24 protein-coding genes are annotated in these 23,507 nt (G+C 70.2%); 17 read left to right on the top strand and 7 right to left on the bottom strand.

The window, feature by feature from the left end:
* Nucleotides 1-46: 46 nt before the first annotated feature.
* From hppD to nthA, 4 genes are read left to right on the top strand one after another with little or no spacing between them, the layout of a single operon-like run.
* A complete protein-coding gene (gene hppD, locus AB0I18_RS23605; RefSeq protein ID WP_363107531.1) occupies nucleotides 47-1,201 on the top strand; it encodes a 4-hydroxyphenylpyruvate dioxygenase in 1,155 nt (384 codons plus the stop codon).
* A 31-nt stretch (nucleotides 1,202-1,232) separates the two neighbouring features.
* Nucleotides 1,233-1,514 (top strand): hypothetical protein, encoded by a 282-nt coding sequence (locus AB0I18_RS23600; protein WP_363107530.1) that lies wholly within the window; start codon nucleotides 1,233-1,235, stop codon nucleotides 1,512-1,514.
* The gene (locus tag AB0I18_RS23595) at nucleotides 1,507-1,848 is read left to right on the top strand and encodes an SH3-like domain-containing protein (protein WP_363107529.1); all 342 of its coding nucleotides are present in this window, start codon (nucleotides 1,507-1,509) and stop codon (nucleotides 1,846-1,848) included. Before AB0I18_RS23600 ends, AB0I18_RS23595 begins: the two co-directional genes overlap by 8 nt.
* The gene (gene nthA / locus AB0I18_RS23590) at nucleotides 1,838-2,419 is read left to right on the top strand and encodes a nitrile hydratase subunit alpha (protein WP_363107528.1); all 582 of its coding nucleotides are present in this window, start codon (nucleotides 1,838-1,840) and stop codon (nucleotides 2,417-2,419) included. Before AB0I18_RS23595 ends, nthA begins: the two co-directional genes overlap by 11 nt.
* Here nthA and AB0I18_RS23585 read toward each other — a convergent pair.
* Nucleotides 2,397-3,878 (bottom strand): tetratricopeptide repeat protein, encoded by a 1,482-nt coding sequence (locus AB0I18_RS23585; protein ID WP_363107527.1) that lies wholly within the window; start codon nucleotides 3,876-3,878, stop codon nucleotides 2,397-2,399. The two genes, nthA and AB0I18_RS23585, sit on opposite strands and share 23 nt — an antisense overlap.
* Nucleotides 3,879-3,981: 103 nt before the next feature.
* Between AB0I18_RS23585 and AB0I18_RS23580 the strand changes: the two genes are divergently transcribed.
* Complete coding sequence (locus tag AB0I18_RS23580; protein ID WP_363107526.1) at nucleotides 3,982-5,400, top strand: FAD-linked oxidase C-terminal domain-containing protein; 1,419 nt, start codon at nucleotides 3,982-3,984, stop codon at nucleotides 5,398-5,400.
* A 64-nt stretch (nucleotides 5,401-5,464) separates the two neighbouring features.
* On the opposite strand, the gene AB0I18_RS23575 is transcribed toward AB0I18_RS23580, so the two are convergent.
* Nucleotides 5,465-5,938: an SsgA family sporulation/cell division regulator gene (locus tag AB0I18_RS23575; RefSeq protein ID WP_363107525.1), complete on the bottom strand. Its 474-nt coding sequence runs from the start codon at nucleotides 5,936-5,938 to the stop codon at nucleotides 5,465-5,467.
* A 275-nt stretch (nucleotides 5,939-6,213) separates the two neighbouring features.
* Here AB0I18_RS23575 and AB0I18_RS23570 point away from each other — a divergent pair, with 275 nt between their 5' ends.
* Both AB0I18_RS23570 and AB0I18_RS23565 read left to right on the top strand, forming a co-directional pair.
* A complete protein-coding gene (locus tag AB0I18_RS23570) occupies nucleotides 6,214-7,914 on the top strand; it encodes an RDD family protein (RefSeq protein ID WP_363107524.1) in 1,701 nt (566 codons plus the stop codon).
* Nucleotides 7,915-8,122: 208 nt separating this feature from the next.
* Entirely contained in the window at nucleotides 8,123-8,806 is a 684-nt protein-coding gene (locus AB0I18_RS23565) for an RDD family protein (protein ID WP_363107523.1), read from the top strand.
* 92 nt (nucleotides 8,807-8,898) lie between these two features.
* On the opposite strand, the gene AB0I18_RS23560 is transcribed toward AB0I18_RS23565, so the two are convergent.
* Nucleotides 8,899-9,267 carry a hypothetical protein gene (locus AB0I18_RS23560; protein ID WP_363107522.1) on the bottom strand — a complete coding sequence of 123 codons (369 nt, stop codon included), beginning with the start codon at nucleotides 9,265-9,267 and terminating at the stop codon, nucleotides 8,899-8,901.
* Between the two features lie 517 nt (nucleotides 9,268-9,784).
* Here AB0I18_RS23560 and AB0I18_RS23555 point away from each other — a divergent pair.
* Both AB0I18_RS23555 and AB0I18_RS23550 read left to right on the top strand, forming a co-directional pair.
* Complete coding sequence (locus AB0I18_RS23555) at nucleotides 9,785-12,133, top strand: immune inhibitor A domain-containing protein (RefSeq protein ID WP_363107521.1); 2,349 nt, start codon at nucleotides 9,785-9,787, stop codon at nucleotides 12,131-12,133.
* A gap of 121 nt (nucleotides 12,134-12,254) precedes the next feature.
* Complete coding sequence (locus AB0I18_RS23550) at nucleotides 12,255-12,584, top strand: hypothetical protein (protein WP_363107520.1); 330 nt, start codon at nucleotides 12,255-12,257, stop codon at nucleotides 12,582-12,584.
* A gap of 110 nt (nucleotides 12,585-12,694) precedes the next feature.
* Here the strand turns inward: AB0I18_RS23550 and AB0I18_RS23545 are convergent, their stop codons facing one another.
* Both AB0I18_RS23545 and AB0I18_RS23540 read right to left on the bottom strand, forming a co-directional pair.
* Complete coding sequence (locus tag AB0I18_RS23545; RefSeq protein ID WP_363107519.1) at nucleotides 12,695-13,279, bottom strand: isochorismatase family protein; 585 nt, start codon at nucleotides 13,277-13,279, stop codon at nucleotides 12,695-12,697.
* 234 nt (nucleotides 13,280-13,513) lie between these two features.
* Nucleotides 13,514-14,842: a nicotinate phosphoribosyltransferase gene (locus AB0I18_RS23540; RefSeq protein ID WP_363107518.1), complete on the bottom strand. Its 1,329-nt coding sequence runs from the start codon at nucleotides 14,840-14,842 to the stop codon at nucleotides 13,514-13,516.
* 81 nt (nucleotides 14,843-14,923) lie between these two features.
* Here AB0I18_RS23540 and clpS point away from each other — a divergent pair, with 81 nt between their 5' ends.
* The 7 genes from clpS to AB0I18_RS23505 all read left to right on the top strand — a co-directional run bounded on the left by clpS (nucleotide 14,924) and on the right by AB0I18_RS23505 (nucleotide 19,854).
* A complete protein-coding gene (gene clpS / locus AB0I18_RS23535; RefSeq protein ID WP_363107517.1) occupies nucleotides 14,924-15,241 on the top strand; it encodes an ATP-dependent Clp protease adapter ClpS in 318 nt (105 codons plus the stop codon).
* An 80-nt stretch (nucleotides 15,242-15,321) separates the two neighbouring features.
* On the top strand, nucleotides 15,322-15,927 hold the full coding sequence (locus AB0I18_RS23530; protein ID WP_363107516.1) for a DUF2017 domain-containing protein: 606 nt from the start codon (nucleotides 15,322-15,324) through the stop codon (nucleotides 15,925-15,927).
* Between the two features lie 367 nt (nucleotides 15,928-16,294).
* Nucleotides 16,295-17,746: an amino acid permease gene (locus tag AB0I18_RS23525; RefSeq protein WP_363107515.1), complete on the top strand. Its 1,452-nt coding sequence runs from the start codon at nucleotides 16,295-16,297 to the stop codon at nucleotides 17,744-17,746.
* 114 nt (nucleotides 17,747-17,860) lie between these two features.
* Nucleotides 17,861-18,283: a M67 family metallopeptidase gene (locus tag AB0I18_RS23520; RefSeq protein WP_363107514.1), complete on the top strand. Its 423-nt coding sequence runs from the start codon at nucleotides 17,861-17,863 to the stop codon at nucleotides 18,281-18,283.
* 110 nt (nucleotides 18,284-18,393) lie between these two features.
* Complete coding sequence (locus AB0I18_RS23515; protein ID WP_315903768.1) at nucleotides 18,394-18,495, top strand: putative leader peptide; 102 nt, start codon at nucleotides 18,394-18,396, stop codon at nucleotides 18,493-18,495.
* A gap of 107 nt (nucleotides 18,496-18,602) precedes the next feature.
* Nucleotides 18,603-18,881 carry a MoaD/ThiS family protein gene (locus AB0I18_RS23510; protein ID WP_363107513.1) on the top strand — a complete coding sequence of 93 codons (279 nt, stop codon included), beginning with the start codon at nucleotides 18,603-18,605 and terminating at the stop codon, nucleotides 18,879-18,881.
* A 22-nt stretch (nucleotides 18,882-18,903) separates the two neighbouring features.
* Nucleotides 18,904-19,854: a cysteine synthase gene (locus AB0I18_RS23505; RefSeq protein ID WP_363107512.1), complete on the top strand. Its 951-nt coding sequence runs from the start codon at nucleotides 18,904-18,906 to the stop codon at nucleotides 19,852-19,854.
* 422 nt (nucleotides 19,855-20,276) lie between these two features.
* Here the strand turns inward: AB0I18_RS23505 and AB0I18_RS23500 are convergent, their stop codons facing one another.
* Complete coding sequence (locus tag AB0I18_RS23500; protein WP_363107511.1) at nucleotides 20,277-20,714, bottom strand: type II toxin-antitoxin system PemK/MazF family toxin; 438 nt, start codon at nucleotides 20,712-20,714, stop codon at nucleotides 20,277-20,279.
* Between the two features lie 188 nt (nucleotides 20,715-20,902).
* On the opposite strand from AB0I18_RS23500, the gene AB0I18_RS23495 reads away from it, so the two are divergent.
* The gene (locus tag AB0I18_RS23495; RefSeq protein WP_363107510.1) at nucleotides 20,903-21,655 is read left to right on the top strand and encodes an MBL fold metallo-hydrolase; all 753 of its coding nucleotides are present in this window, start codon (nucleotides 20,903-20,905) and stop codon (nucleotides 21,653-21,655) included.
* An 84-nt stretch (nucleotides 21,656-21,739) separates the two neighbouring features.
* On the opposite strand, the gene AB0I18_RS23490 is transcribed toward AB0I18_RS23495, so the two are convergent.
* On the bottom strand, nucleotides 21,740-23,005 hold the full coding sequence (locus tag AB0I18_RS23490) for a PTS transporter subunit EIIC (RefSeq protein WP_363107509.1): 1,266 nt from the start codon (nucleotides 23,003-23,005) through the stop codon (nucleotides 21,740-21,742).
* Between the last annotated feature and the right edge of the window lie 502 nt (nucleotides 23,006-23,507).

Here is a 23,507-nt window from a genome sequence, read left to right as displayed (position 1 = left end):
TACGCAAACTATTGCGCACCTTGCGGAACGGAGAGAGCCTGCGGCCATGGCAGCTACTTCTGCGAAAACCCACCACACCCCCGACACCGCGCGGCAGGCAGACCCCTTCCCGGTCAAGGGAATGGACGCGGTCGTCTTCGCCGTGGGCAACGCCAAGCAGGCGGCGCACTACTACTCCACCGCCTTCGGCATGAAGCTCGTCGCCTACTCCGGACCGGAGAACGGCAGCCGCGAGACCGCCTCGTACGTCCTCACCAACGGCTCGGCGCGCTTCGTCCTGACCTCCGTCATCAAGCCCGCCACCCCCTGGGGCCACTTCCTGGCCGAGCACGTGGCCGAGCACGGGGACGGCGTCGTAGACCTCGCGATCGAGGTCCCGGACGCGCGGGCCGCGTACGCGTACGCCGTCGAGCACGGGGCCCGCTCGGTCGCCGAGCCGTACGACGTCAAGGACGAGCACGGCACGGTGGTGCTGGCCGCGATCGCCACGTACGGAAAGACCCGGCACACCCTCGTCGAGCGGACCGGTTACGACGGCCCGTACCTCCCCGGTTTCGTCGCCGCGGACCCGATCGTCGAACCGCCCGCGCACCGCACCTTCCAGGCCATCGACCACTGCGTCGGCAACGTCGAGCTCGGCCACATGAACGAGTGGGTCGGCTTCTACAACAAGGTCATGGGCTTCACGAACATGAAGGAGTTCGTGGGCGACGACATCGCGACCGAGTACAGCGCGCTGATGTCGAAGGTCGTCGCCGACGGGACCCTCAAGGTCAAGTTCCCGATCAACGAGCCCGCCATCGCCAAGAAGAAGTCCCAGATCGACGAGTACCTGGAGTTCTACGGCAGCGCCGGCGTCCAGCACATCGCGCTCAACACGAACGACATCGTGGAGACCGTACGGACCATGCGCGCGGCCGGAGTCCAGTTCCTGGCCACGCCCGACTCGTACTACGACACCCTCGGCGAGTGGGTCGGCGACACCCGCGTCCCCGTCGACACCCTGCGCGAACTGAAGATCCTCGCCGACCGCGACGAGGACGGCTACCTGCTGCAGATCTTCACCAAGCCGGTCCAGGACCGCCCGACCGTCTTCTTCGAGATCATCGAACGCCACGGCTCGATGGGCTTCGGAAAGGGCAACTTCAAGGCCCTGTTCGAGGCGATCGAGCGGGAGCAGGAGAAGCGGGGCAATCTCTAGCGTTTCCGGCGCCCGGTCGTAGCCTGGTCGTATGGCCAGGATGAACGACATCGGCGGCATGGAGGGCTTCGGCCCCATCGACATCACCGACGACACCGAGCCGTTCCACGCGGACTGGGAAGCGCGGGTCTTCGGGCTCTTCAACGCTCTGCGGGCCCAAGGAGTGTTCAACACCGACGAGTTCAGGAACGCCATCGAGTCGATGCCGCCGGGGGAGTACCTGGCGGCGTCGTACTACGAGCGGTGGTTCCACGCGATCAGCACGCTCCTTGAGCGCAAGGGCCTGATCAAGCCGGGGGAACTCGATGTCTGACACCGAGAGCACCGGGAGCACCGGGAGTGGTGCCGATCGCTTCGCTCCGGGCACGGCCGTCCGTACGTACCTCCACGACCCGCCGCACCACACCCGCCTGCCCCGGTACGCACGCGGCCGCCGCGGAGTCGTCGTCGAGCCCGAGGGCCCCGCCCCGCTCGCGGACGTCAGCGCGCAGGGCCGCGGGGACGCGCCGGTCGAGCAGATCTACGCGGTACGGTTCGCGGCGCGTGACCTCTGGGGCGAGGGCGACCACCACGTCGTACTGGACCTGTGGGAAAGCTACTTGGACTCGGAGCCGGACTCGGAGGAGGATCCCGGACATGAGCGGTGACCACGCCGACGCGCTGATCTCCCGGAGGGTGCGGCGACTGGAGACCCTGTTGGAGGAACGGGGGGTCCTCTCGGGCGGGGACCTCGACGAGGTGATCGACGCGTTCCTGTCGAGCGCGTCACCCGCGAATGGTGCGCGGGTCGTCGCCCGCGCCTGGACGGACCCCGCGTACAGGTCCCGCCTCCTGGCCGACGGCACGGCCGCGGTCCGTGAACTCGGCCTCATGGAGGGCGGCTTCCAGCGCCTGCGGGTGGTCGAGAACACCGAGACGACCCACAACGTCATCGTCTGCACCCTGTGCTCCTGCTACCCGCTGCGCCTCCTCGGCCCGTCCCCGTCCTGGTACAAGTCCGAGGCCTACCGCTCCCGCGTGGTCCGCGAACCCCGGGCCGTACTGGCCGAGTTCGGGCTCAGCCTGCCCGACCGTACGGAGATCACCGTCTGGGACTCCAGCGCCGAGACCCGTTACATGGTGCTGCCCCGGCGCCCCGCCGGCACGGATTCCCTGCCGGAGGCGGAGCTGGCGGGACTGGTCACGCGCAACGCCCTCATCGGGACGGCCGAGGTGTGACTCCGGCCGCCTCAGAGAACTCCGCCGGCGCTTCCCCCGGCTCGCCCAGAGCCTCCAGTGCCTCCTTCGCCGACGGCACGTGGAGCGGCGAGAAGTACGGGTTGATGCGGAGCGCCTCCGCGAGATGGCGGCGGGCCGGGCCGTACCGCTCCAGCGCCCGCTCGATCACACCCCGGTGGTACGCGTACAGGGCGGACCGCACCCCGCCCCCGTGCAGCTTGTCCATCGCCCGGGTGGCGAAGGTGATCGCCTCCTCGTCCTCGCCGGAGCGGTGCAGGGCCCAGCCGAGGGCGTCCGCGACCGCGACGGAGGGGTGTCGGGCCCACTCGGCGCGCAGGCGGCGCACCGCGGACCCGGCGTCACCGTGGTCCGCCTCGAAGCGGCCGAGGACGAGCTCGTCGTTCACCCCGCCGGCGGCTCCCGCCCGCACCCGCGCCCGCAGGACGTCGTACTGGGCCCGCGCCGCCCCGCCACGACCCAGCGACTCGTACAACTCGCCCAGCTCCAGCGCGTACTGCGGCGACGGCCGCTTCACCAGCACGGTCCGGTAGGCGCGCAGGGCCTCCGGAGTACGCCCCAGTGCGGCCAGCGCCCGGCCCCGCCCGGCGAGCGCCGCGTGCTCGGCGGGATCGGCCCGCAGCGCGGCCTCGTGGGCGCGCAGCGACTCGGCGGGCTCGCCGCGCTCCCAGGCCAGCTCCCCGGCCTGGACGAGACAGGCCGCCCGCTCGGCCGGAGTCGAGGCGAGCGCCGCCGCGTCGAACAGCGCGGCCGCCGAGTCCTCGCGCCGGCCGTGGTCCCGGTACAGCAGCCCGGCCCGCGTCAACACCTGGGCGCCGGAACGGAGTTCGGCCAGCCGGGCAAGCGCGGTGTCCGCGGCCTTGTGGTCGCCGAGCCCCCGGTACGCGTCGATCAGCGGCGGATAGGCCGTCCACCGTTTCGGCGCGGCCGCCACCGCCGCCTCGCCCCAGGTCCGGGCCGCCCGGAAGTCGTGGCGCGCGCCGGCCAGCGCGGCCAGCCCGTCGAGCGCCTCGGGGTTCCCCTTCGGCTTCGCCTTCAACGACGTACGCAATGCCTGCTCGGCCTTCGGGTAGTACCGCGCCTCGCCGGTCCGCCCACCCCGCTCCGCATACGCGGCCCCGAGCACCGCCCACGACCGCACATCGCCCGGATGGGCCCGCAGATGCGTCTCGCGGTCACCGATCAGCGCCGTCAGATCGGGCAGTGAGGCGGGCGCCCCGGCCCCGACCGCCGTCATCGCCCGCGCCACCGGACCGGGGGCTGGGGGTGGCCCGTGGTGACGCCCATGGGGCATCACCATCAGCACACCCCCGAGGACGGCGCAGCCCACGACGGCGGCGACCGGCGCACGCCGCGCCAGCACGTCCCGCGCCACCACGTCCCGCACCGACGGGCGCGTCGGCGGCTCCTTCTCCCTGGCGCTTTCCACGGGGCTCTCCATGGCGCTCACTGTGCGTCAATACGAAGAACACATCCGGCCACCACCCCGGCACGCAAAGCCTCTCGCGGGCGGGGTTCACACCGATGGCCCCGGGTGCGACGCTGTGATCATGAGCCGCATCGAAGCCCGGCCCGATGAAGACATCGCAGTGACGGGCAACCTCCTCACCGACCGTCTCCTCGCGGGCCTCCCGGCCGAGGCGGTCCTCACTGACCCCGACGTCACGGCCGCGTACGCCAACGACATGGCCAGCTTCTGCGAGGCCGGCACCCCCGCCGTCGTCGTGCTGCCCCGCACCGTCGAACAGGTCCAGCACGTCATGCGCGTCGCCACCGAGCTGCGCGTCCCGGTCGTCCCGCAGGGCGCCCGCACCGGTCTGTCGGGCGCCGCCAACGCCTCCGACGGCTGCATCGTGCTGTCCCTGATCAAGATGGACAAGATCCTCGAAATCAGTCCCGTGGACCGGATCGCCGTCGTCGAACCCGGCGTCATCAACGCCACGCTCTCCCGCGCCGTCAACGAACACGGCCTCTACTACCCGCCGGACCCCTCCAGCTGGGAGATGTGCACCATCGGCGGCAACATCGGCACGGCCTCCGGCGGGCTGTGCTGCGTGAAGTACGGGGTCACGGCCGAGTACGTCCTCGGCCTGGACGCCGTCCTCGCCGACGGGCGTCTCATGTCCACCGGCCGCCGTACGGCGAAGGGTGTCGCCGGATACGACCTCACGCGCCTCTTCGTCGGCTCCGAGGGCTCGCTCGGCATCGTCGTACGGGCGACCCTGGCGCTCAAGCCCCAGCCGCCCCAACAGCTGGTGCTGGCCGCCGAGTTCGCGTCGGGCACCGCCGCCTGCGACGCCGTGTGCCGGATCATGGAGGGGGGGCACGTACCGTCCCTCCTCGAACTGATGGACCGTACGACGGTGAAGGCCGTCAACGACCTGTCGCACATGGGTCTGCCGGAGACCACCGAGGCCCTGCTCCTCGCCGCGTTCGACACCCACGACCCGGCCGCCGACCTCGCCGCGCTCGGCGCCCTGTGCGAGGCCGCCGGTGCCACCCAGGTCGTACCGGCGGACGACGCGGCCGAGTCGGAACTCCTGCTCCAGGCCCGCCGTCTCTCCCTCACCGCACTCGAAGCGGTCAAGGGCACGACGATGATCGACGACGTGTGCGTGCCCCGGTCCAAGCTCGGCGAGATGCTCGAAGGGGTCGACCGGATCGCCGAGAAGTACGGGCTGACCATCGGGGTCGTCGCGCACGCCGGCGACGGCAACACCCACCCCACCGTCTGCTTCGACGCGAGCGACCCCGACGAGTCCCGGCGCGCCCGCGAGTCCTTCGACGAGATCATGGGCCTCGGCCTGGAACTCGGCGGCACGATCACCGGCGAGCACGGCGTGGGCGTCCTCAAGAAGGAGTGGCTGGCGCGCGAGATCGGCCCGGTGGGAGTGGAGATGCAGCGGGCGATCAAGACGGCCTTCGACCCGCTGGGCATCCTGAATCCGGGCAAGCTCTTCTGATACCCCCGGTTGACGCGCCCGGTTCCGGTCCCGTCTCTGTTCACCGTCATCTGCTCACCGCCATCTATTCACCGTCCGTGGACTCGTCCGACGGCCACGGGTCACGTAGCCAGAGGTCGTCGGCCGGGGTGGGCGCGAGCAGCTCGGCGAGGCCGTCGTCGATACCGAGCTGCTCGGCCTCAGAGCCCGGAGGGACCGCCCGCAGGGTGCGCTCCAGCCAGGCGGACACCTGCGCGGACGGCGCTTCGAGCAGCGCGTCACCGTCGGGTGAACTCAGCGCCATCAGCACGACACCGCGGCCCGCGACCTTCGTCGGCCACACCCGCACATCGCCGTGCCCGCACGGCCGGAACACCCCCTCGACGAGCAGCTCACGCGCGAACGTCCAGCTCACGGGGTGGTCGGAGCCGATGTGGAAGGTGATGTGGACGGCGTACGGATCGTCGGTGCGATAGCTCAGCCGTGCCGGGACCGGGATGCTGCGCTCCGGCGACAGGACCAGTTTGAGTTCGAGCTCGCGTTCCACCACGGTGTACATATCGTGCGTTTCCCCTCGTGTCCGGGGCCCTGTGGGCGGGCCCGTACGAGGGAGAGGGCGCCGGGCCCGGAGCATTACGCGGGTTCGGGGAGGTTTTTCCGGGGGTTGTCACGGGGGTTGTCGGAGGAGGGCGGAGTCTGACCGCGCCCGGCCGAAAAGGGTGGCGGAACCTTGCCCGAAGGGGGGAGGTACGGCAGGAGCGGCAGTGGTGGTTGCGCCCGTCTGATAGATGTGGACGCTCAACACGACCCCCGAGCAGATACGGGACGACGGACATGAGCGCCCCAACCCCGGCCCCCGGCGACGACAGGCCCCGCGAAGGGTATTACCCGGACCCGTCCATTCCTGGATATGTCCGGTACTGGAACGGCGCCGCGTGGGTGCCGGGCACCAGCCGGCCCGCGCCGTCCGACGGCGCGTCGCCCTCTTCGCCCGACGGCACGCCGTCCGCCTTCGTTTCCACGGAGGAGACGGGTCCGCACTTCTTCGACGAGGACCCGCCGGCCGCGGGACAGTCGCCCGCCGAGGCCCAGCACGGCAGCCGGCCCGAGCCCGCGGCCGCGTGGGGCGCCGAACGTGCCCGGCAGACCGGCTTCGGCGGCGACCCGGACCGCCGGGTCTCCTGGGGCTCGCCCGACCCGCGCGTACCGTCCCAGTCCTCCCAGCCCGACGCCCAGTCCGCTGCGCCCTCCCAGCCCTCCCAGCCGGAGGGCAGGTCCGAGCACGCGGACGGCACGGCCACGTTCCGCACGCCCGGGTCCGACGAGGACTCCGGGTCCCCCCAGCCTCCCGCCTCCGGCGGCACGGTGGTGTTCCGCAGGCCCAAGGGCCCGGTGCGGCCCACCGGCGCCCCGGGCGCCGCGGGGCCCGAGGGCGCGACCGGCGGACCGGGCAGGGCCGGTGCCATGGGTGCCGGGCGCGCGCACGTCGCCGGGAGGTCCGGCGCGGGTGCGGGGCGCGCGGGAGGTCCGGGCGCGGCCGACGCGAGCGCCGGGCGTACCGGCGCCGCGGCCGGTGGGTACGCGGACGCCGCAGGCGCGGGGCGCACGGACGCCGTGGGCGGAGGTACGGGCCCGGCCGGTGCCGGGGGCCCCACCGGCCCCGACCGGTCCGGTGTCCCGGGCTCCCGTGAACCCCTCGCCTCCGAGGGCACGATGACCTTCCGGACCGTCTCGCCGCGCGCGGGACAGCAGCGCGGGGCCCAGCCTTCCTCGCCCTCGGCCCAGTCCTCCGCGGCTCAGGCCGCCGCCCCGGCCGCCCCCGCCACACCCTCCGGGCCCACCGGCCCCGCCACCTCGCAGCAGTCCACCCCCGGTGTCCCTCCGCAGGCCGGCGCCGACGCTCCCATGGCCGCGGGTGCGGGCGGCGGGCAGCCCTCCTGGGCCCAGCAGGTGCACCGGCTGGCCGGGGCCGAGAACGAGTCAGAGCCGCCCGTCGTGCCGTGGAAGCCGGTGCGGGAGGACCCGTTCCAGGCGGCGGCCCGGGCACAGTCGGAGGCCCGTCCGGCGGGCCTCGGCAAGCGGCTGGCCGCCCGCCTGGTGGACACGGTCGTGCTGGCCGGCGTCACCGGCGCGGCCGCCGTGCCGCTGGGCACCAGGGCCCTCGACCACGTCAACGACAAGATCGACGCCGCCAAGCTGTCCGGCGAGACCGTCACGGTCTGGCTGCTTGACGGCACGACCGCGGTCTACCTCGGCGGCATCCTCGCCGTGCTGGTCCTCTTCGGCGTCCTCTACGAGGCGGTGCCCACCGCCAAGTGGGGCCGCACGCTCGGCAAGAAGCTGTGCGGTCTCCAGGTGCGGGACATCGAGGGCGGCGAACCCCCGTCGTTCGGCTCAGCCCTGCGCCGCTGGCTCGTCTACAGCGTCCCGGGTGTGCTGGTGGTGGGTGTCGTGGGTGTCGTGTGGGGCCTGTTCGACCGCCCGTGGCGCCAGTGCTGGCACGACAAGGCGGCCCACACGTTCGTCGCGGGCTGAGCCTGAGCGCTCCGCGGGGCTCCGCTGGAAGTGCCGCGTTGTGCCGTTGGTCGCCTGCGGCACCGTCGTGGCTGGTCGCGCAGTTCCCCGCGCCCCTTTGGGGGCGCTGCCGAACTGTCGGCCGAGCCGTGGCTGGATCGGGCGGATCGGTACCCCGGACGGCCGCCCGCCCATTGCGCGGGCGGGGGGTTCGCGGTCGACTCGGGATATGACCACCGAGCCGCCGCCTCCGCCGGAAGACGACCCGTTCAGGAAGCGTCCGGACGAGGACCCGTCCAAGAAGCAGCAGCCGCCGCCCGGCGAGGGCCAGGGCCCGCCGTACGACCCCTCGTACGGCAACCAGCAGCCGCCGGGCGCAGGCTCCCCGTACGGCGCCACACCCCCGCCCTACGGCGGCGGTGACCCCTACGGCGGCGGTCCGTACGCCAACGATCCCCTCGCCGGGATGCCCCCGCTCGCCGAGAGCGGCAGGCGCGTGCTCGCGAGGATCATCGACATGATCCTCGTCATCATCGTGGTGTGGCTGCTGACCTGGGGCTTCGGCGTCAACACGTACGACGTGAACGGGGACGACATCGACTACGGCAAGTCCCTCGGGCAGTCCCTGATCGCGGCCCTGCTCTACATCGGCTACGACACGTTCATGACCACCAGGTCGGGACAGACCCTCGGCAAGAAGTGGCTCAACCTGCGGGTGGCGAACCTCGACAACGGCTCGACGCCCTCGGTGCAGACCTCACTCGTCCGGGCGCTGGTCCTGTGGGTGCCGTTCGCGTTCTGCTGCGCGTGCTTCTGGACCGCGATCACGGGCGGCTGGAGCTTCTTCGACAAGCCCTACAAGCAGGGCCTGCACGACAAGGCCGCCAAGACGGTGGTGGTCAGCACCGGCTGAACCGGCCGCATGTCGGCGGCACAACGAACCGGCGGGTCCCGTGTCTCACGGGCCCGCCGGTTCGCGTACTGCTTACGGGCTGCTTGCGGGGCTCAGGCGCTTTCGCGCCACGGCTCGGGCGCGATGGCGGCAGCGACGGTCTCGCGCTGCACCGGTACCCGCTGTTCCGCGACGTGGGCAATGGACGCGGTGGGAGCAACAGAGCTGGGAGCAACAGCGGTGACAGGAGCCGCGGGTGCGGTCGGTGCCGCGGCGGCCCGCGCGGGCTTCGGCACGGGAACCGTCATGGCCACGAGAACGCCGAGAACGAGGGCGGAGAGCGCGATCACCACGATTCCCAGACCCGAACTCGTCTGTGACAGCAGCAGCATGGCCAGCGTGGACAAGATCACGGTGCAGGAACCGTAGGTGATCTGTGCGGCGGTCGGGCGAGGCGTGGCAACAGCGATCGGACGAGGCATGACATTCCGTCCTCAGGATGGGGGTCTCCCCCCGTGCCTCTCGCGATGGGGGAGGGTGCGGATAAGAATCAGGGGTTCGACAACGGTGTCCGGTTGGCAAACCACCGGAAATCCGACGAGCCGCCAACCGACTCTATTCGCCTGTCTGCCCGAGCGGAACGAGCAGTAAGCGTGACCTAACCCACGGTGCCGGTGCACAGGGGGCGCACGGAGTCATGGCGTCCATCAAGTGGACGTTGGAACGCGCCCGTTGAGCGGTACACAGAACGTCCGGTAAGCGGACGATCCGGGGTACTGGTGGCCGGACAACGGACGAATCGCCACCGAACGCCCGCCCATGCGTCACGCGCCCCTCGCGCACCCGGTACCCCACTTGACTTGTTCAAGTCAAGGTCTGTCTTTTCTTCTTCAACTCCGGTCGAATGTCGTCACTTGTGACGCGCATAGAGCGCGCGCGGACTCCAAGACCTGGACACCCCTCTTCCGCGCGCCCGGGCGCAGGGGAGGACTGCCTCAAGTGACCAGCAGACCATGGACGTTCAGAGCAGCCGCGGTAGGTGTGGCGCTCGCCACGGCCGCTGCCACGTTCTCGACCCTCGCGGTGGCGCGGGCCGACGACGGTGACCAGCCGGCCGCGGCCGCGAACCGGCAGGACCCGGCACGCGCCGAGGAGCACGCCGAGCACGAGCACGACCTGAAGGGCCCGCTGACCGACCGTCAGGAAGCCCAGCGCGAAGAGGCGCTCAAGCGGGTCATATCCGGCGAGGCCAAGGCCACGAACCGCAACGGCTCGCAGGTGGTGAAGCTCCAGGACGGCAAGTACGTGGAGCTCGGCCGGGAGAAGACCGACCAGATCTTCACGGTCCTCGTGGAGTTCGGCGACAAGGTGGACAGCCGCTACGGCGGCACCCCCGGCCCGCTGCACAACCAGATAGCCGAGCCGGACCGTGCCAAGGACAACAGCACGGCCTGGCAGGCGGACTACGACAAGGCGCACTTCGAAGAGCTCCTCTTCGGCACCGGCAAGAACACCGAGTCGATGAAGAAGTACTACGAGAAGCAGTCCTCGGGCCGCTACTCCGTCGACGGCGGGGTCTCCGACTGGGTCAAGGTGCCCTACAACGAGGCCCGTTACGGCTCCAACAAGTGCGTTCCCGACACCTGCGCGTGGAACGCCGTCGCCGACGGGGTCACCGCCTGGGTCGACGCCCAGAAGGCGGCCGGCAAGTCCGACGCCGCCATCAAGTCCGAGCTGTCCGCCTACGACAAGTGGGACCGCAACGACTTCGACGCCGACGGCAACTTCAACGAGCCCGACGGCTACATCGACCACTTCCAGGTCGTGCACGCCGGCGAGGACGAGTCCGCGGGCGGCGGCGCCCAGGGCGAGGACGCCATCTGGGCCCACCGCTCGTACGCGTTCGGCACCGACGCGGGCGCCACAGGCCCCGCGGACAACAAGATGGGCGGCGCGCCGATCGGCGACACCGGCATCTGGGTCGGCGACTACACCATCCAGCCGGAGAACGGCGGACTCGGCATCTTCGCCCACGAGTTCGGCCACGACCTCGGTCTGCCGGACCACTACGACACCACCAACGCCGCCGAGAACTCGACCGCGTTCTGGACCCTGATGTCCTCCGGTTCCTGGCTCGGCACCGGCAAGAACGCCATCGGCGACGTGCCCGGTGACATGAACGCCTGGGACAAGCTCCAGCTCGGCTGGCTGAAGTACGACAAGGCCAAGGCCGCGACGCGCTCCACCCACAAGCTGGGCGTGGCCGAGTACAACACCAAGAACGCCCAGGCGCTGGTGGTCGAACTGCCGAAGAAGGCGGTCACCACCGAGGTCGTTCCCCCGGCCGAAGGCGCCACCCAGTGGTGGAGCGGCAGCGCCAACAACCTCAAGAACACGCTGACCCGTTCCGTGGACCTGACCGGCAAGTCCTCGGCCACGCTGACCCTCGACGGCTATTACGACATCGAGAAGGACTTCGACTACCTCTACACCGAGGTCTCCACCGACGGCGGCACCAAGTGGACGCCGGTCGACGGCACGGTCGACGGCACGGCGATCCCGCGCGACGCGAGCGGCGCCCCCGCGCTGACCGGCACGGTGGACGCGTACAAGAAGCTGTCGTACCCGCTCGACGCCTACGCGGGCCAGAAGATCGACCTGCGTTTCCGCTACTCCACCGACGGCGGCGTGGCGCAGAGGGGCTTCGCGGCGGACCGGATCACCGTCACCGCCGACGGCTCCCCGCTCTTCGCGGACAACGCCGAGACCGCGGACGCCGCCTGGACGGCCAACGGCTTCTCCCGTATCGGCGCGTCCTTCACCAAGGACTACGCGCAGTACTACATCGCCGAGAACCGCCAGTACGTGTCGTACGACAAGACCCTCAAGACCGGTCCGTACAACTTCGGCTTCTCGACCACGCGTCCGGACTGGGTGGAGCACTTCCCGTACCAGAACGGCCTGCTGATCTGGAAGTGGGACACCTCCCAGCGGGACAACAACGTCAGCCAGCACAAGGGCACCGGCCTGCTGCTGCCGGTGGACGCCCACCCGAAGGCGCTGAAGTGGGCGGACGGCACGTTCATGCGCAGCCGCATCCAGTCGTACGACTCGACGTTCAGCTCGTACCGGACGGACGGCTTCACGCTGCACAAGGCGGACATCGCCACGAAGATCCCCTCGCTCCCGGGCAACCGGATCTTCAACGACCACACGAACACGTACTACGACGAGAGCACCCCGTACGCGGGCGTCAAAGTCACTGACACCAACACCAAGATCGCGATCGTCAAGGAGCCCCGCGACGGCTCGACGATCACGGTGAAGGTCGGCGCCGCGACGAAGTAGAAGGCGTTTTCGCAGGTCAGACCATGATCGGCCGCAACCCCCTGGCGGGTTGCGGCCGATCGTGTTTAGGTGCGTCCTGTGGCTGACTTATTGACACCAGTTCTCACGGGGGGATGACCGCATGGCCGCAGGAGGCTTCTGCAGACTGCCGAACGGCAGGGTGGTGGTGGCGTTGAACCTGCCCAGCCAGTCCGCCGAAGGCAGCGGCTCGGTACGTGTGCTCGTGCACGCCCAGAACCGCGCCCGCGCGTTGACGCGGCTGCGGAACCTGGGGCTGCGGGCGGTGTACCTGCGCGGCAACGGGCAGCCTCCGAGCCCGGACGAGGTCACCGCCGTCCTGCACCACCCGGACGGCCTCATATGGCGTACGGCGCCCGGGGCCGATGCCTGTGTGGGGGAGTTGTGGCATCCGATCCGTGCGCTGATGAGGCAGCCGGCTGCCCCTCGCTAGCCGCATTGCCCTGAGGGGTTGGGGACGCGGTTCTTCGCCTGCGGGTTCGTCGTGGCTGGGCGCGCAGTTCCCCGCGCCCCTTTGGGGCGCGTCGAACCGGGGCCCGGTCTCTAGACGACCGGTTTGCCGCTCAGTTCCACGCCCGCTCCGCGCAGCTCCTCCAGGGTCCGCTCGGTGGTCTCCTCGGACACGCCGGCCGTGAGGTCGAGCAGGACCTGCGTACGGAAGCCCTCGCGGGCCGCGTCCAGGGCCGTGGCGCGGACGCAGTGGTCGGTGGCGATGCCCACCACGTCGACCTCGGTGATCTCGCGGGCGCGCAGCCAGTCGCCCAGCGTCACGCCGTTCTCGTCGACGCCCTCGAAGCCGCTGTACGCCGCCGAGTACGCGCCCTTGTCGAAGACGGCGTCGATCGCGCCGGAGGCCACCACCGGCGCGAAGTTCGGGTGGAAGCCGACGCCCTCGGTGCCCGCGACGCAGTGCGCGGGCCAGGAGTGGACGAAGTCGGGGTTGTCGGCGAAGTGGCCGCCGGGGGCGATGTGGTGGTCGCGGGTCGCCACGACGTGGCGGTAACCGGCGGGTGCCTGCCCGATCAGCTCCGTGATCGCGGCGGCCACGTCGGCGCCTCCGGGCACCGCGAGGCTGCCGCCCTCGCAGAAGTCGTTCTGGACGTCTACGACGATCAGGGCGCGGCGCATGTCAGTGTCCTTCTGCTTGGAGAGGCGCTCCGGAGGGAGGCCGGTTGGTGACGTGCGGGTCGTGGGGGCTGGTCGCGCAGTTCCCCGCGCCCCTTGCGGGGCGCGACTGTGGGACCGAGCCTGGACACTTCGGGTTCGGGCGTTGCATTCCCTCTCCCCGCCCGTTCATTCGCGTGCGCGTGAGGCTGGCCGGAGGCGTGCCATGAGTATCGGGCCGGACCTGACCCACGCACCTCACACGTACTCGGTCGGAATGACGGCTTCCCCGCGGGACAGCTGGGTCGCCGAGAGGGGCAGGTTTCCGCGGGCGGCGGCGTGCCGGTCGCGGACGACGTCGAGGGGTTCGCGGGCGAGGACCTGGCCGCCCTTGATGAGCTCGACCAGCAGCTGGCGGTCGGCGAGCTCCGCCGGGACGGCCCCCGTGCCGATCACCTCGGCCTCGGCCGTCCCGTGCTCGTCGAGCCGCCGCGCGGCCCACTTGCGGCCGCCGATGGACGTCTTGCCGCCCGAGGACTTCTTGGCCACCGGCACCAGCGGAGCCTTCGGGTCCGCGGACTCGGCACGGGCGACGAGCTTGTAGACCATCGAAGCCGTCGGATGGCCGGAACCCGTCACCAGCTGGGTGCCCACGCCGTACGCGTCCACGGGCGCCGCGGCCAGTGAGGCGATCGCGTACTCGTCCAGGTCCGAGGTCACGATGATCCGGGTGTTCGTGGCGCCCAGCTCGTCCAGCTGCTGCCGCACCCGGTGCGCCACGAGCAGCAGGTCCCCTGAGTCGATGCGGACGGCCCCGAGCTCGGGCCCGGCCACCTCGACGGCCGTCCGGACGGCCTCGGTGACGTCGTACGTGTCGATGAGCAGCGTGGTGCCCCGGCCGAGTGAGTCCACCTGGGCCTGGAAGGCGTCCCGCTCGCTGTCGTGGAGGAGGGTGAAGGCGTGGGCGGCGGTGCCGACGGTGGGGATGCCGTAGCGAAAGCCGGCGGCCAGGTCCGAGGTGGTCGTGAACCCGCCGACGTACGCCGCCCGGGAGGCCGCCACGGCGCCCAGCTCGTGCGTGCGCCGGGCGCCCATCTCGATCAGCGGGCGCCCCCCGGCGGCCGAGGCCATCCGGGACGCGGCGGCCGCGATCGCCGAGTCGTGGTTGAGGATGGAGAGGATCACGGTCTCCAGGAGCACGCACTCCGCGAAGGAGCCCTCGACCCGCAGGATCGGCGAGCCGGGAAAGTACACCTCGCCCTCCGGGTAGCCCCAGACGTCGCCGCCGAAGCGGTACGAGGCCAGCCACTCCAGCGTCGGCTCGTCCACCACCCGGCGCTCGCGCAGGAAGCCGAGCACGTCCGCGTCGAAGCGGAAGTTCTCGACCGCGTCCAGGACCCGTCCGGTCCCCGCGACGACGCCGTAGCGGCGGCCCTCGGGCAGCCGGCGGGTGAAGACCTCGAAGACCGAACGCCGGTCGGCGGCACCGCCCTTGAGGGCCGCCTGCAGCATGGTCAGCTCGTAGTGGTCCGTGAAGAGCGCGGTCGACGGGACGTCCACCGGCAGCCCTAGGTCCGCAGTGTTCATGGCAAGAGATGGTACCCCCAATCTCGTCACTCTGACGATTTGTAGGGCTCGTTTGGCCGGGTACCCACCTGTGGTGGCAGCATGGGCCGTGTGACGGCTCCCGCACCCCTAGAGACCGAGAAGACCGAGTCGGCGGAGGAGGTCTTCGCCGTACCCGAGCCCGACGTTCCCTGGATCACCCTCGTCCACAACGACCCGGTGAACCTGATGAGCTACGTGACCTACGTCTTCCAGAGCTACTTCGGCTACTCCAAGGACAAGGCCACCAAGCTCATGCTCGACGTCCACCACAAGGGCCGGGCGGTGGTCTCCAGCGGCAGTCGCGAGGAGATGGAACGCGACGTGCAGGCCATGCACGGATACGGCCTGTGGGCGACCCTCCAGCAGGACCGGAAATAACCGGCCGACGACCCGTAGGTCCGGAAGCACCGGAAACAACCGACCGCAGCGCGCAGCACTGGAAGTAGCGACGCAACCTGATGCCAGGACACTTCGAACCGCTCCCCGGCGGCGGCGCGGCCGTCGCGCTCGACGAGGTCGAGATCTCCATCATCCGCTCCCTCGCCGTACAGCTCATGGAGCTCATCGGCCCGGGCCCGGGCGAGGACGCCTCCGACGACCCGCTCGCCGAGCTGTTCGCGGAAGGCCCGAGCGAACCGCCCTCCGACCCCGTCCTCCAGCGGCTGTTCCCCGACGCGTACGGCGGCCCGGACGTCGAGGCATCCTCGCCCGAACAGGCCGAGGAGCAGCGCGCGTACTCCTCGGAGTTCCGCCGCTTCACCGAGAACGACCTGCGCGCCGGCAAACGCGAGAACGCGCTCACGGTGATCCGCTCCCTGGACGCGCTCTCGTCCGCGGGTGAGGGCGGCGCGGTCCTCAAGCTGACCCCGGAGGAGTCGAAGCAGTGGCTGGGCTCCCTCAACGACCTGCGCCTGGCGATCGGCTCCCGGCTCGACGTCATCGACGAGGAGGACACCGACCTCCTCTACCGGCTGCCGGACGAGGACCCGCGCAAGCCGATGGTGATGGCGTACCTGTGGCTGGGCGGACTCCAGGAGACGCTCGTCGAGACCCTCATGCCGTGAGCGCACCCACCCTCACCCGCTTGCCCTGATCTGTCCGGACATTTACCAGACATTTGGTGCCTGGCGTTCGCTCAACGGATCCTCAAATCCGGATAACGATCAAGTTAACGCCCTGGCCGCCTTTGGCAAACGAGGGGAATTTCGTCCCCTTTTTCCTGTGGTGTGCGCCACAACTCCCGTAGCCGATCACCGGTGCGGCCGTGATAGATCTTCACGACCGCCGACGGGACACCACCCATGCCCCGCGGCAGCGCCACGCACCGGCGGACCGTCGGCACGGCACAGCTCCATCCATATCCGGGGGGATCGGGATCCGGTCCGAGGCCGCACAGCCGGCTCGGATCGGCATGGAGAAAGGCCACCACACATGACCTCAGCGCAGGTCGGTAAGCATCACGACAGCAATGAGGCCGGGGGCGAGGAAGCCCCCGAAGAGGGTTACGAACGCGGACTCGGCAGCCGCCAGGTCCAGATGATCGCCATCGGCGGCGCCATCGGCGTCGGCCTCTTCCTGGGCGCGGGGGCGAACATCGCGAAGGCGGGCCCCAGCCTCATCCTCATGTACGCCCTCGCGGGCGTCATCATCTTCTTCATCATGCGGGCCCTCGGCGAACTCCTGCTCTACCGCCCGGTGTCGGGCTCCTTCGCCGAGTACTCCCGCGAGTTCCTCGGCCCGTTCTTCGGCTACTTCACCGGCTGGACGTACTGGCTGATGTGGGTCGTCACCGGCATGGCGGAGCTCACGGCCGCCGCGATCTACGTCAACTACTGGTTCCCGGCGATACCGCAGTGGGTCACGGCCCTGGTCTTCCTGCTGGTCCTCTTCGCGGCCAACCTGATCTCGGTGAAGCTCTTCGGCGAGATCGAGTTCTGGTTCTCGATGGTCAAGGTCACCGCGCTGATCGGCATGATCGTGATCGGCCTGGGCGTCCTCACCTTCGGCTTCAGCTCCGCGGGCGACTCCGCCGCCGTCTCCAACCTCTGGGCCTTCGACGGCTTCTTCCCCAAGGGCATCGGCTCGTCCCTGATGACCCTCCAGGGCGTCATGTTCGCCTACCTCGCCGTCGAACTCGTCGGCGTCACCGCCGGTGAGTCCGAGAACCCCGAGAAGACCCTCCCCAAGGCCATCAACACCCTGCCCTGGCGCATCGCCCTCTTCTACGTCGGCGCCCTCACCGTCATCCTCTGCGTCGTGAAGTGGACGGAGTTCGCGGAGGGCGTCAGCCCCTTCGTCGAGGCCTTCGCGAAGATCGGCATCCCGGCCGGCGCGGGCATCGTGAACTTCGTGGTCCTGACCGCGGCCCTCTCCTCCTGCAACTCCGGCATGTACTCCACGGGCCGCATGCTGCGCACCCTGGCCGACAACGGCGAGGCCCCGAGGATCTTCAACAGGCTCTCCTCCACGAAGACCCCCGCGTTCGGCATCACCGTCTCCATGCTCTTCATGGGCATCGGCGTGATCCTGAACTACATCGTCCCGGAGAAGGCCTTCGGCTACGTCGTCTCGGTGGCCACCGCGGCCGGCATCTGGACCTGGCTGATGATCCTCGTCAGCCACATCCTGTACCGCCGCGCGGTCGACGCCGGACGGCTGCCCGCCTCGCCCTTCCCCGCCCCGGGCGGCGCGAAGCTCAGCTGGGTCGCGGTCGCCTTCCTCCTCTTCGTCACCGGCCTGATCGCGTACGACCCCGACTCCCGCGTCTGTCTGTACGTGATGGCGGGCTGGGCCGCCGCGCTCGGCATCGGCTGGGCCGTACTGAAGTCACGGAACCCGGAGGTCACCGAGCGCCGCGAGCCGGTGTTCGAGAAGACCCCCTGATAGCGATCGGCCGAGAGTCCGGCGGTCTCGTGACCCAGCACTCGTAACTCAGCATGTGGGCAGCCCCGTACCACCCCTCGGTACGCGGCTGCCCTTCTGCTTATCCTGACGACCATGCTGACCATCACCCAGGCCCTCTTCGACCAGATCGTCGCGCACGCGCGCCAGGACCACCCCGACGAGGCGTGCGGCGTGGTCGCGGGCCCGGAGGGCACCGGCCGCCCCGAGCGGTTCATCCCGATGCTCAACGCCGCCCGCTCGCCCACGTTCTACGAGTTCGACTCCGGCGACCTGCTCAAGCTGTACCGCGAGCTGGACGACCGCGACGAGGAACCGGTCGTCATCTACCACTCGCACACCGCCACCGAGGCGTACCCCTCCCGCACCGACATCTCGTACGCGAACGAGCCCGGCGCGCACTACGTCCTCGTCTCCACGGCGGACACCGACGACGCCGGACCCTTCCAGTTCCGCTCGTACCGGATCGTCGAGGGCGAGGTCACCGAGGAGGAGATCAAGGTCGTGGAGGCCTACTGACCCGCCGGGAAGACCTGCCGATCTCCGTCAATCTCATCTATCGGCCGGATGGCGTCCGGAATGTGGGATCACACTCCAGAGCCCGGGCCGGGAATCGATACGATGACCCCATGGTTTCCCACGACGTGAGCGAAAAGACGCCGGGCATGCTGCTCGTGGCGCGGCTGCACGTCGACCTGTGCAGGCTGCAGAGCGCCATCTGTACGCGCTGACCCCTGCCGCCGTACGGCCGTGAGCCGCGGCGCGCAACACCGAACGTGCGCAATCCGCGCTGTCGCGCGCCCACCGACCAGACTTCTTCCGACAGGAGCCCGCAACCATGGCCATCGAGGTCCGCATCCCCACCATCCTCCGCACCTACACCGACGGCCAGAAGGCAGTCGAGGGCGGCGGGGAGACCCTCGCCGAGCTCTTCACCGACCTCGACACCCGCCACACGGGCATCCGCGCCCGCATCGTGGACGGCGGTGAGCTGCGCCGCTTCGTGAACGTCTACCTGAACGACGAGGACGTCCGCTTCCTCGACGGCATCAACACCAAACTCACCGACGGCGACAACGTCACGATCCTGCCGGCCGTGGCCGGCGGCATGGTCTGACCGGCCCGGGCTCTGATAGCTGATGCGTTACGACTCCCCGCTGGCCGCGGTGGGCAACACCCCTCTGGTGCGCCTGCCGCGGCTCTCGCCGTCCACGGACGTACGGATCTGGGCGAAGCTCGAAGACCGGAACCCGACCGGATCGGTCAAGGACCGGCCCGCCCTCCACATGATCGAACAGGCGGAGAAGGACGGCCGGCTGACGCCCGGCTGCACCATCCTGGAGCCCACCTCAGGCAACACCGGCATCTCGCTCGCCATGGCGGCCAAGCTCAAGGGCTACCGCATGGTCTGCGTCATGCCCGAGAACACCTCCCAGGAACGCCGGGAACTGCTCGGCATGTGGGGCGCCGAGATCATCCCCTCCCCGGCGGCGGGCGGCTCCAACACGGCGGTACGCGTCGCCAAGGAGCTGTCGGCCGAGCACCCGGACTGGGTGATGCTCTACCAGTACGGCAACCCGGACAACGCGGGCGCCCACTACGCCACGACCGGTCCTGAGATCCTCGCAGACCTCCCCTCGATCACCCACTTCGTCGCCGGCCTCGGCACCACGGGCACGCTCATGGGCGTCGGCCGCTTCCTCCGCGAGAACAAGCCGGACGTCAGGATCGTCGCCGCCGAGCCGCGCTACGACGACCTGGTGTACGGGCTGCGGAACCTCGACGAGGGCTTCGTGCCCGAGCTGTACGACGCCTCGGTCCTGACCACCCGCTTCTCGGTCGGCTCCGCCGACGCCGTGACCCGTACCCGGGAGTTGCTCCAGCAGGAGGGCATCTTCGCGGGTGTCTCCACTGGGGCCGCGCTGCACGCCGCGATCGGGGTCGGCAAGAAGGCCGTGGCGGCGGGGGAGTCCGCCGACATCGCCTTCGTCGTCGCGGACGGCGGCTGGAAGTACCTCTCCACAGGCGTCTACACGGCGGCCACGACGGAGGAGGCCATCGAGACATTGCAGGGCCAACTCTGGGCGTAGGGCTCCGCCTCGGGGCGCCGGGGGGTGTGGTGTCGGGTGCGGGTGGGTGGGGCTGGTCGCGCAGTTCCCCGCGCCCCTGGAGGGCGGGCTACGCCCTGCCCTCCAGCCCGCCCGCGCACCCAGCCCGTCCAGGAACCTCCAGCCCGCCCGCGCACCCAGCCCGTCCAGGAACCTTCAGCCCGCCCGCGTACCCAGCGAGCCCACGCACCCCGCCCGCCCGCGGCACTCTGCCCACCCGCACTTCCAGCCCGCTCGGGCACCCAGCCAGCCCGTGCACCCCGCCAGCCCGCACTTCCAGCCCAGCCCAGGCCCCTCTAGCCCGTCCGGCGTTTGAGGACGAGGCCGTTCAGGCCGAAAAGGGGGTCTGGGGGCGCAGCCCCCAGGGATGGGACGGGTAGGGGCGGCGGGGGCGAAGAAAAGCCCTACCCCGCCAGATACCGCACCTGATCCCACACCACCGGATCCACCACCCCCACCCTCCACCGGAAATCCCGCACAGCCAGATCCCGCAGCTCATCCGTCTCCAGGAAGCTCGCCCGGCCATGGGCCTCGCCCACAGACCCCGGCGGCAGCGAGATGACCCCGGTCCGCCCGTCCCGCCCCCGGCCCCGATACTCCCCGGTGATCCTCGCGACGACGACGGTACGGCCCCGCACGGCCAGCACAAGACAGGGCCGATCCTCCACACCGGCCCCACCCCCGGAGGGCACGGCCGCCCACCAGATCTCCGCGACCCGCGGCCGAACCACCCGCCCCCGCCCACCCGGCGGCCGCCGCCCCCGCCCCCACCCGTCGACCAGCGACGCGACAAGCGCGAGCAGCACCACGGCGGCCAGCGCGAGCCACCACGACGTGTTCATGCCTACGACGGTACCGGCACGCCCCCCGCCGACGCCCGTCCACCCCGTCGGCCCCCGAACCGGTGACACCGCAGGTGAGTTCCCCCACAACGGCCCTCGACTGAGGAGCGACCGGCCCTTTTGCGCCTTACGCTCGACAGACCGCACGACCCCCGTTTTCACCCCCCGCCCGCGGAGGTTTCTGCTCTATGAAGCTCACCGTCGTCGGCTGCTCGGGGTCGTTCCCGTCCGCGGAATCGGCCTGCTCGAGCTACCTCGTCGAGGCCGACGGCTTCCGGCTGCTTCTCGACATGGGCAACGGTGCCCTTGGCGAGCTGCAGCGCCACTGCGGTCTCTACGACCTTGACGCGATCTTCCTCAGCCACCTGCACGCCGACCACTGCATCGACATGTGCGCGTACTTCGTCGCGCGCTACTACCGCCATGACGGCGGCCGCTGCGCCCCGATCCCCGTATTCGGACCCGAGGGCACGGAAGAACGCCTGACCACCGCGTACGCGGACACCCCCTCCGCCTCCTCCATGAGCGAGGTCTTCGACTTCCACACGGTCAAGCCGGGCTCCTTCGAGATCGGCCCGTTCTCGGTGCACACCGAGAAGGTGAGCCATCCCGTGGAGGCGTACGGCATCCGCGTGGAGCACGGCGGGCGTTCGCTGACCTACTCCGGGGACACGGGCGTGTGCGACACGCTCGACGAACTCGCCCGGGACACCGACCTGTTCCTCTGCGAGGCCGCGTTCACCCACGGCAAGGAGAACATCCCGGACCTCCACCTCAACGGCCGCGAGGCCGGTGAGACCGCGGCCCGCGCCGCGGCCCGCCGCCTCGTCCTGACCCACATCCCCCCGTGGACGGACCCCCAGGCAAACCTGGCGGACGCCCGCGCGGTGTTCGGTGGACCGGTGGAACTGGCGGCACCGCGAGTGACGTACGAGATCTGAGACCCGGCCGCACCCGTACGCACCCGAAGGCCCCGGAACCGATTCGGTTCCGGGGCCTTCACGTACCGGGGAGGGCGAGCGGGGCTACTTGGCCTCCGCCTTCTGCAGCTCCGCCAGCTCCTCGTCGGACTCGCGGCCCGGTGTCGGCAGGTTGAACCTGATGATCGCGAAGCGGAAGACCGCGTAGTAGACCACCGCGAAACAGAGGCCCACCCCGACCAGGCCCCATGGATTCGTCGCGATGCCGAGGTTCAGGAAGAAGTCGACCGCGCCGGCCGAGAAGCCGAAGCCGTCCTTCATGCCGAGTGCCCAGGTCAGCGCCATGGAGACACCGGTGAGGACCGCGTGGATGGCGTACAGGACCGGCGCGATGAACATGAACGTGAACTCGATCGGCTCGGTCACGCCGGTGACGAAGGACGTCAGCGCGAGCGAGAGCATCATGCCGCCGACGATCTTGCGGCGCTCGGGGCGGGCGCAGTGCACGATCGCGAGGCAGGCCGCGGGCAGGGCGAACATCATGATCGGGAAGAAGCCCGTCATGAACTGCCCGGCGTTCGGGTCACCGGCCAGGAAGCGGGCGATGTCGCCGCTCTTGCCCTCGTACTCGCCCGCCTGGAGCCAGGGGAAGGAGTTCAGCAGGTGGTGCATGCCGATCGGGATCAGCGCACGGTTGGCGACACCGAAGATGCCCGCGCCCGCGGCGCCCGAACCGACCAGCCACTCACCGAGGTTGTGCAGACCGGTGCCGAGGACCGGCCAGATGTAACCGAAGACGATGCCGATGAACAGGCCCGCGAAGGCGGAGAGGATCGGGACGAGGCGGCGGCCGCCGAAGAAGCCCGCCCAGTCGGGCAGCTTGGTCCGGTAGAACTTCTGGTAGAGCAGAGCGACGACTATGCCCATCACCACCCCGCCGAGGACCTTGGCGTCCACCGGGGCGTCCACCATGACGACCTTGCCGTCGACGGCCTCCGCGACCTGCGGGAGGTTCTTGTCGGTGAACGTGGCGAGCACGTTCTTGAAGACCAGGTAACCGACGACGGCCGCGAGCGCGGTCGAGCCGTCCGACTTCTTGGCGAAGCCGATCGCGATGCCCACCGCGAACAGCAGCGCCATGTTGTCGAGGATCGCGTTGCCGCCCGCCGCCATGAACCCGGCGATCTTGGTGATGAACTCCGGGAACGACTCGCGCCCGAGCATGTCGGTGTTGCCGAGGCGCACCAGGAGCGCGGCCGCCGGCAGGACAGCGACCGGCAGCATCAGGCTGCGGCCGATGCGCTGCATGACAGCCATCGCACCGGAGCCCCTCTTCTTCGCGGCCGCGGGGGCGGCGCTGTCCGTGGACACAACTTCCTCCAGTAGGCATGGCGCCGCCTGGGGACAGGGAAAATACGAGGGGCGGCGCGTCTCCGAGGGAACGCGGCCATCGACCGCGTGGTCTACACCACTCAGTGGTGTAGACCTGTTGTAGCACGGTGAAGGCAGGATAAGGAACCCGTAGTTCTGTGGCCGCCCCATAGCGCCCCGTAAGGGGCGCGGGGAACTGCGCGCTCAGCCCCCGCCTACCCGCAGATCACCCACAAACCCGCACTCCCCCGGCCCGGCCCAGCGATCGGGATGATCCGCACAGCCCTTCTGGAACCAGCAGCGCGCCGCCCGCGCTGTCGGCTCTGTCGGCGGTCATGGGTGTCCTCCTGTGTTCTCCCGCGCCCGCCGGGAAGAAGGTCGGGGAACAGGGCCGGGCTTGGCGGCCATTGGAAAGTGGTGTAGACCAGTCGGCGAACGGTTCGCGGAACGATCGCGCTGTCGTGATCGCCATCCTTCGGCACACAGGGCGTGACCGCTCGCG

This window comes from Streptomyces sp. NPDC050704 (assembly GCF_040654355.1).
GTDB lineage: Bacteria > Actinomycetota > Actinomycetes > Streptomycetales > Streptomycetaceae > Streptomyces.
This window is presented reverse-complemented; position numbering and strand designations above follow the sequence as displayed.

What these genes read in the sequence shown, in the direction of transcription:
- AB0I18_RS23550 (WP_363107520.1), top strand. Translation starts at nt 12,255, where the DNA reads ATGGCCGCAGGAGGCTTCTGCAGACTGCCGAACGGCAGGGTGGTGGTG.
- AB0I18_RS23530 (WP_363107516.1), top strand. Translation starts at nt 15,322, where the DNA reads ATGCCAGGACACTTCGAACCGCTCCCCGGCGGCGGCGCGGCCGTCGCG.
- AB0I18_RS23595 (WP_363107529.1), top strand. Translation starts at nt 1,507, where the DNA reads ATGTCTGACACCGAGAGCACCGGGAGCACCGGGAGTGGTGCCGATCGC.
- AB0I18_RS23500 (WP_363107511.1), bottom strand. Translation starts at nt 20,714, where the DNA reads ATGAACACGTCGTGGTGGCTCGCGCTGGCCGCCGTGGTGCTGCTCGCG.
- AB0I18_RS23515 (WP_315903768.1), top strand. Translation starts at nt 18,394, where the DNA reads ATGGTTTCCCACGACGTGAGCGAAAAGACGCCGGGCATGCTGCTCGTG.
- AB0I18_RS23510 (WP_363107513.1), top strand. Translation starts at nt 18,603, where the DNA reads ATGGCCATCGAGGTCCGCATCCCCACCATCCTCCGCACCTACACCGAC.
- AB0I18_RS23505 (WP_363107512.1), top strand. Translation starts at nt 18,904, where the DNA reads ATGCGTTACGACTCCCCGCTGGCCGCGGTGGGCAACACCCCTCTGGTG.
- AB0I18_RS23540 (WP_363107518.1), bottom strand. Translation starts at nt 14,842, where the DNA reads ATGAACACTGCGGACCTAGGGCTGCCGGTGGACGTCCCGTCGACCGCG.
- AB0I18_RS23600 (WP_363107530.1), top strand. Translation starts at nt 1,233, where the DNA reads ATGGCCAGGATGAACGACATCGGCGGCATGGAGGGCTTCGGCCCCATC.
- nthA (WP_363107528.1), top strand. Translation starts at nt 1,838, where the DNA reads ATGAGCGGTGACCACGCCGACGCGCTGATCTCCCGGAGGGTGCGGCGA.
- AB0I18_RS23525 (WP_363107515.1), top strand. Translation starts at nt 16,295, where the DNA reads ATGACCTCAGCGCAGGTCGGTAAGCATCACGACAGCAATGAGGCCGGG.
- AB0I18_RS23565 (WP_363107523.1), top strand. Translation starts at nt 8,123, where the DNA reads ATGACCACCGAGCCGCCGCCTCCGCCGGAAGACGACCCGTTCAGGAAG.
- AB0I18_RS23560 (WP_363107522.1), bottom strand. Translation starts at nt 9,267, where the DNA reads ATGCCTCGTCCGATCGCTGTTGCCACGCCTCGCCCGACCGCCGCACAG.
- AB0I18_RS23545 (WP_363107519.1), bottom strand. Translation starts at nt 13,279, where the DNA reads ATGCGCCGCGCCCTGATCGTCGTAGACGTCCAGAACGACTTCTGCGAG.
- AB0I18_RS23495 (WP_363107510.1), top strand. Translation starts at nt 20,903, where the DNA reads ATGAAGCTCACCGTCGTCGGCTGCTCGGGGTCGTTCCCGTCCGCGGAA.
- hppD (WP_363107531.1), top strand. Translation starts at nt 47, where the DNA reads ATGGCAGCTACTTCTGCGAAAACCCACCACACCCCCGACACCGCGCGG.
- clpS (WP_363107517.1), top strand. Translation starts at nt 14,924, where the DNA reads ATGGGCCGTGTGACGGCTCCCGCACCCCTAGAGACCGAGAAGACCGAG.
- AB0I18_RS23520 (WP_363107514.1), top strand. Translation starts at nt 17,861, where the DNA reads ATGCTGACCATCACCCAGGCCCTCTTCGACCAGATCGTCGCGCACGCG.
- AB0I18_RS23570 (WP_363107524.1), top strand. Translation starts at nt 6,214, where the DNA reads ATGAGCGCCCCAACCCCGGCCCCCGGCGACGACAGGCCCCGCGAAGGG.
- AB0I18_RS23585 (WP_363107527.1), bottom strand. Translation starts at nt 3,878, where the DNA reads ATGGAGAGCCCCGTGGAAAGCGCCAGGGAGAAGGAGCCGCCGACGCGC.
- AB0I18_RS23575 (WP_363107525.1), bottom strand. Translation starts at nt 5,938, where the DNA reads ATGTACACCGTGGTGGAACGCGAGCTCGAACTCAAACTGGTCCTGTCG.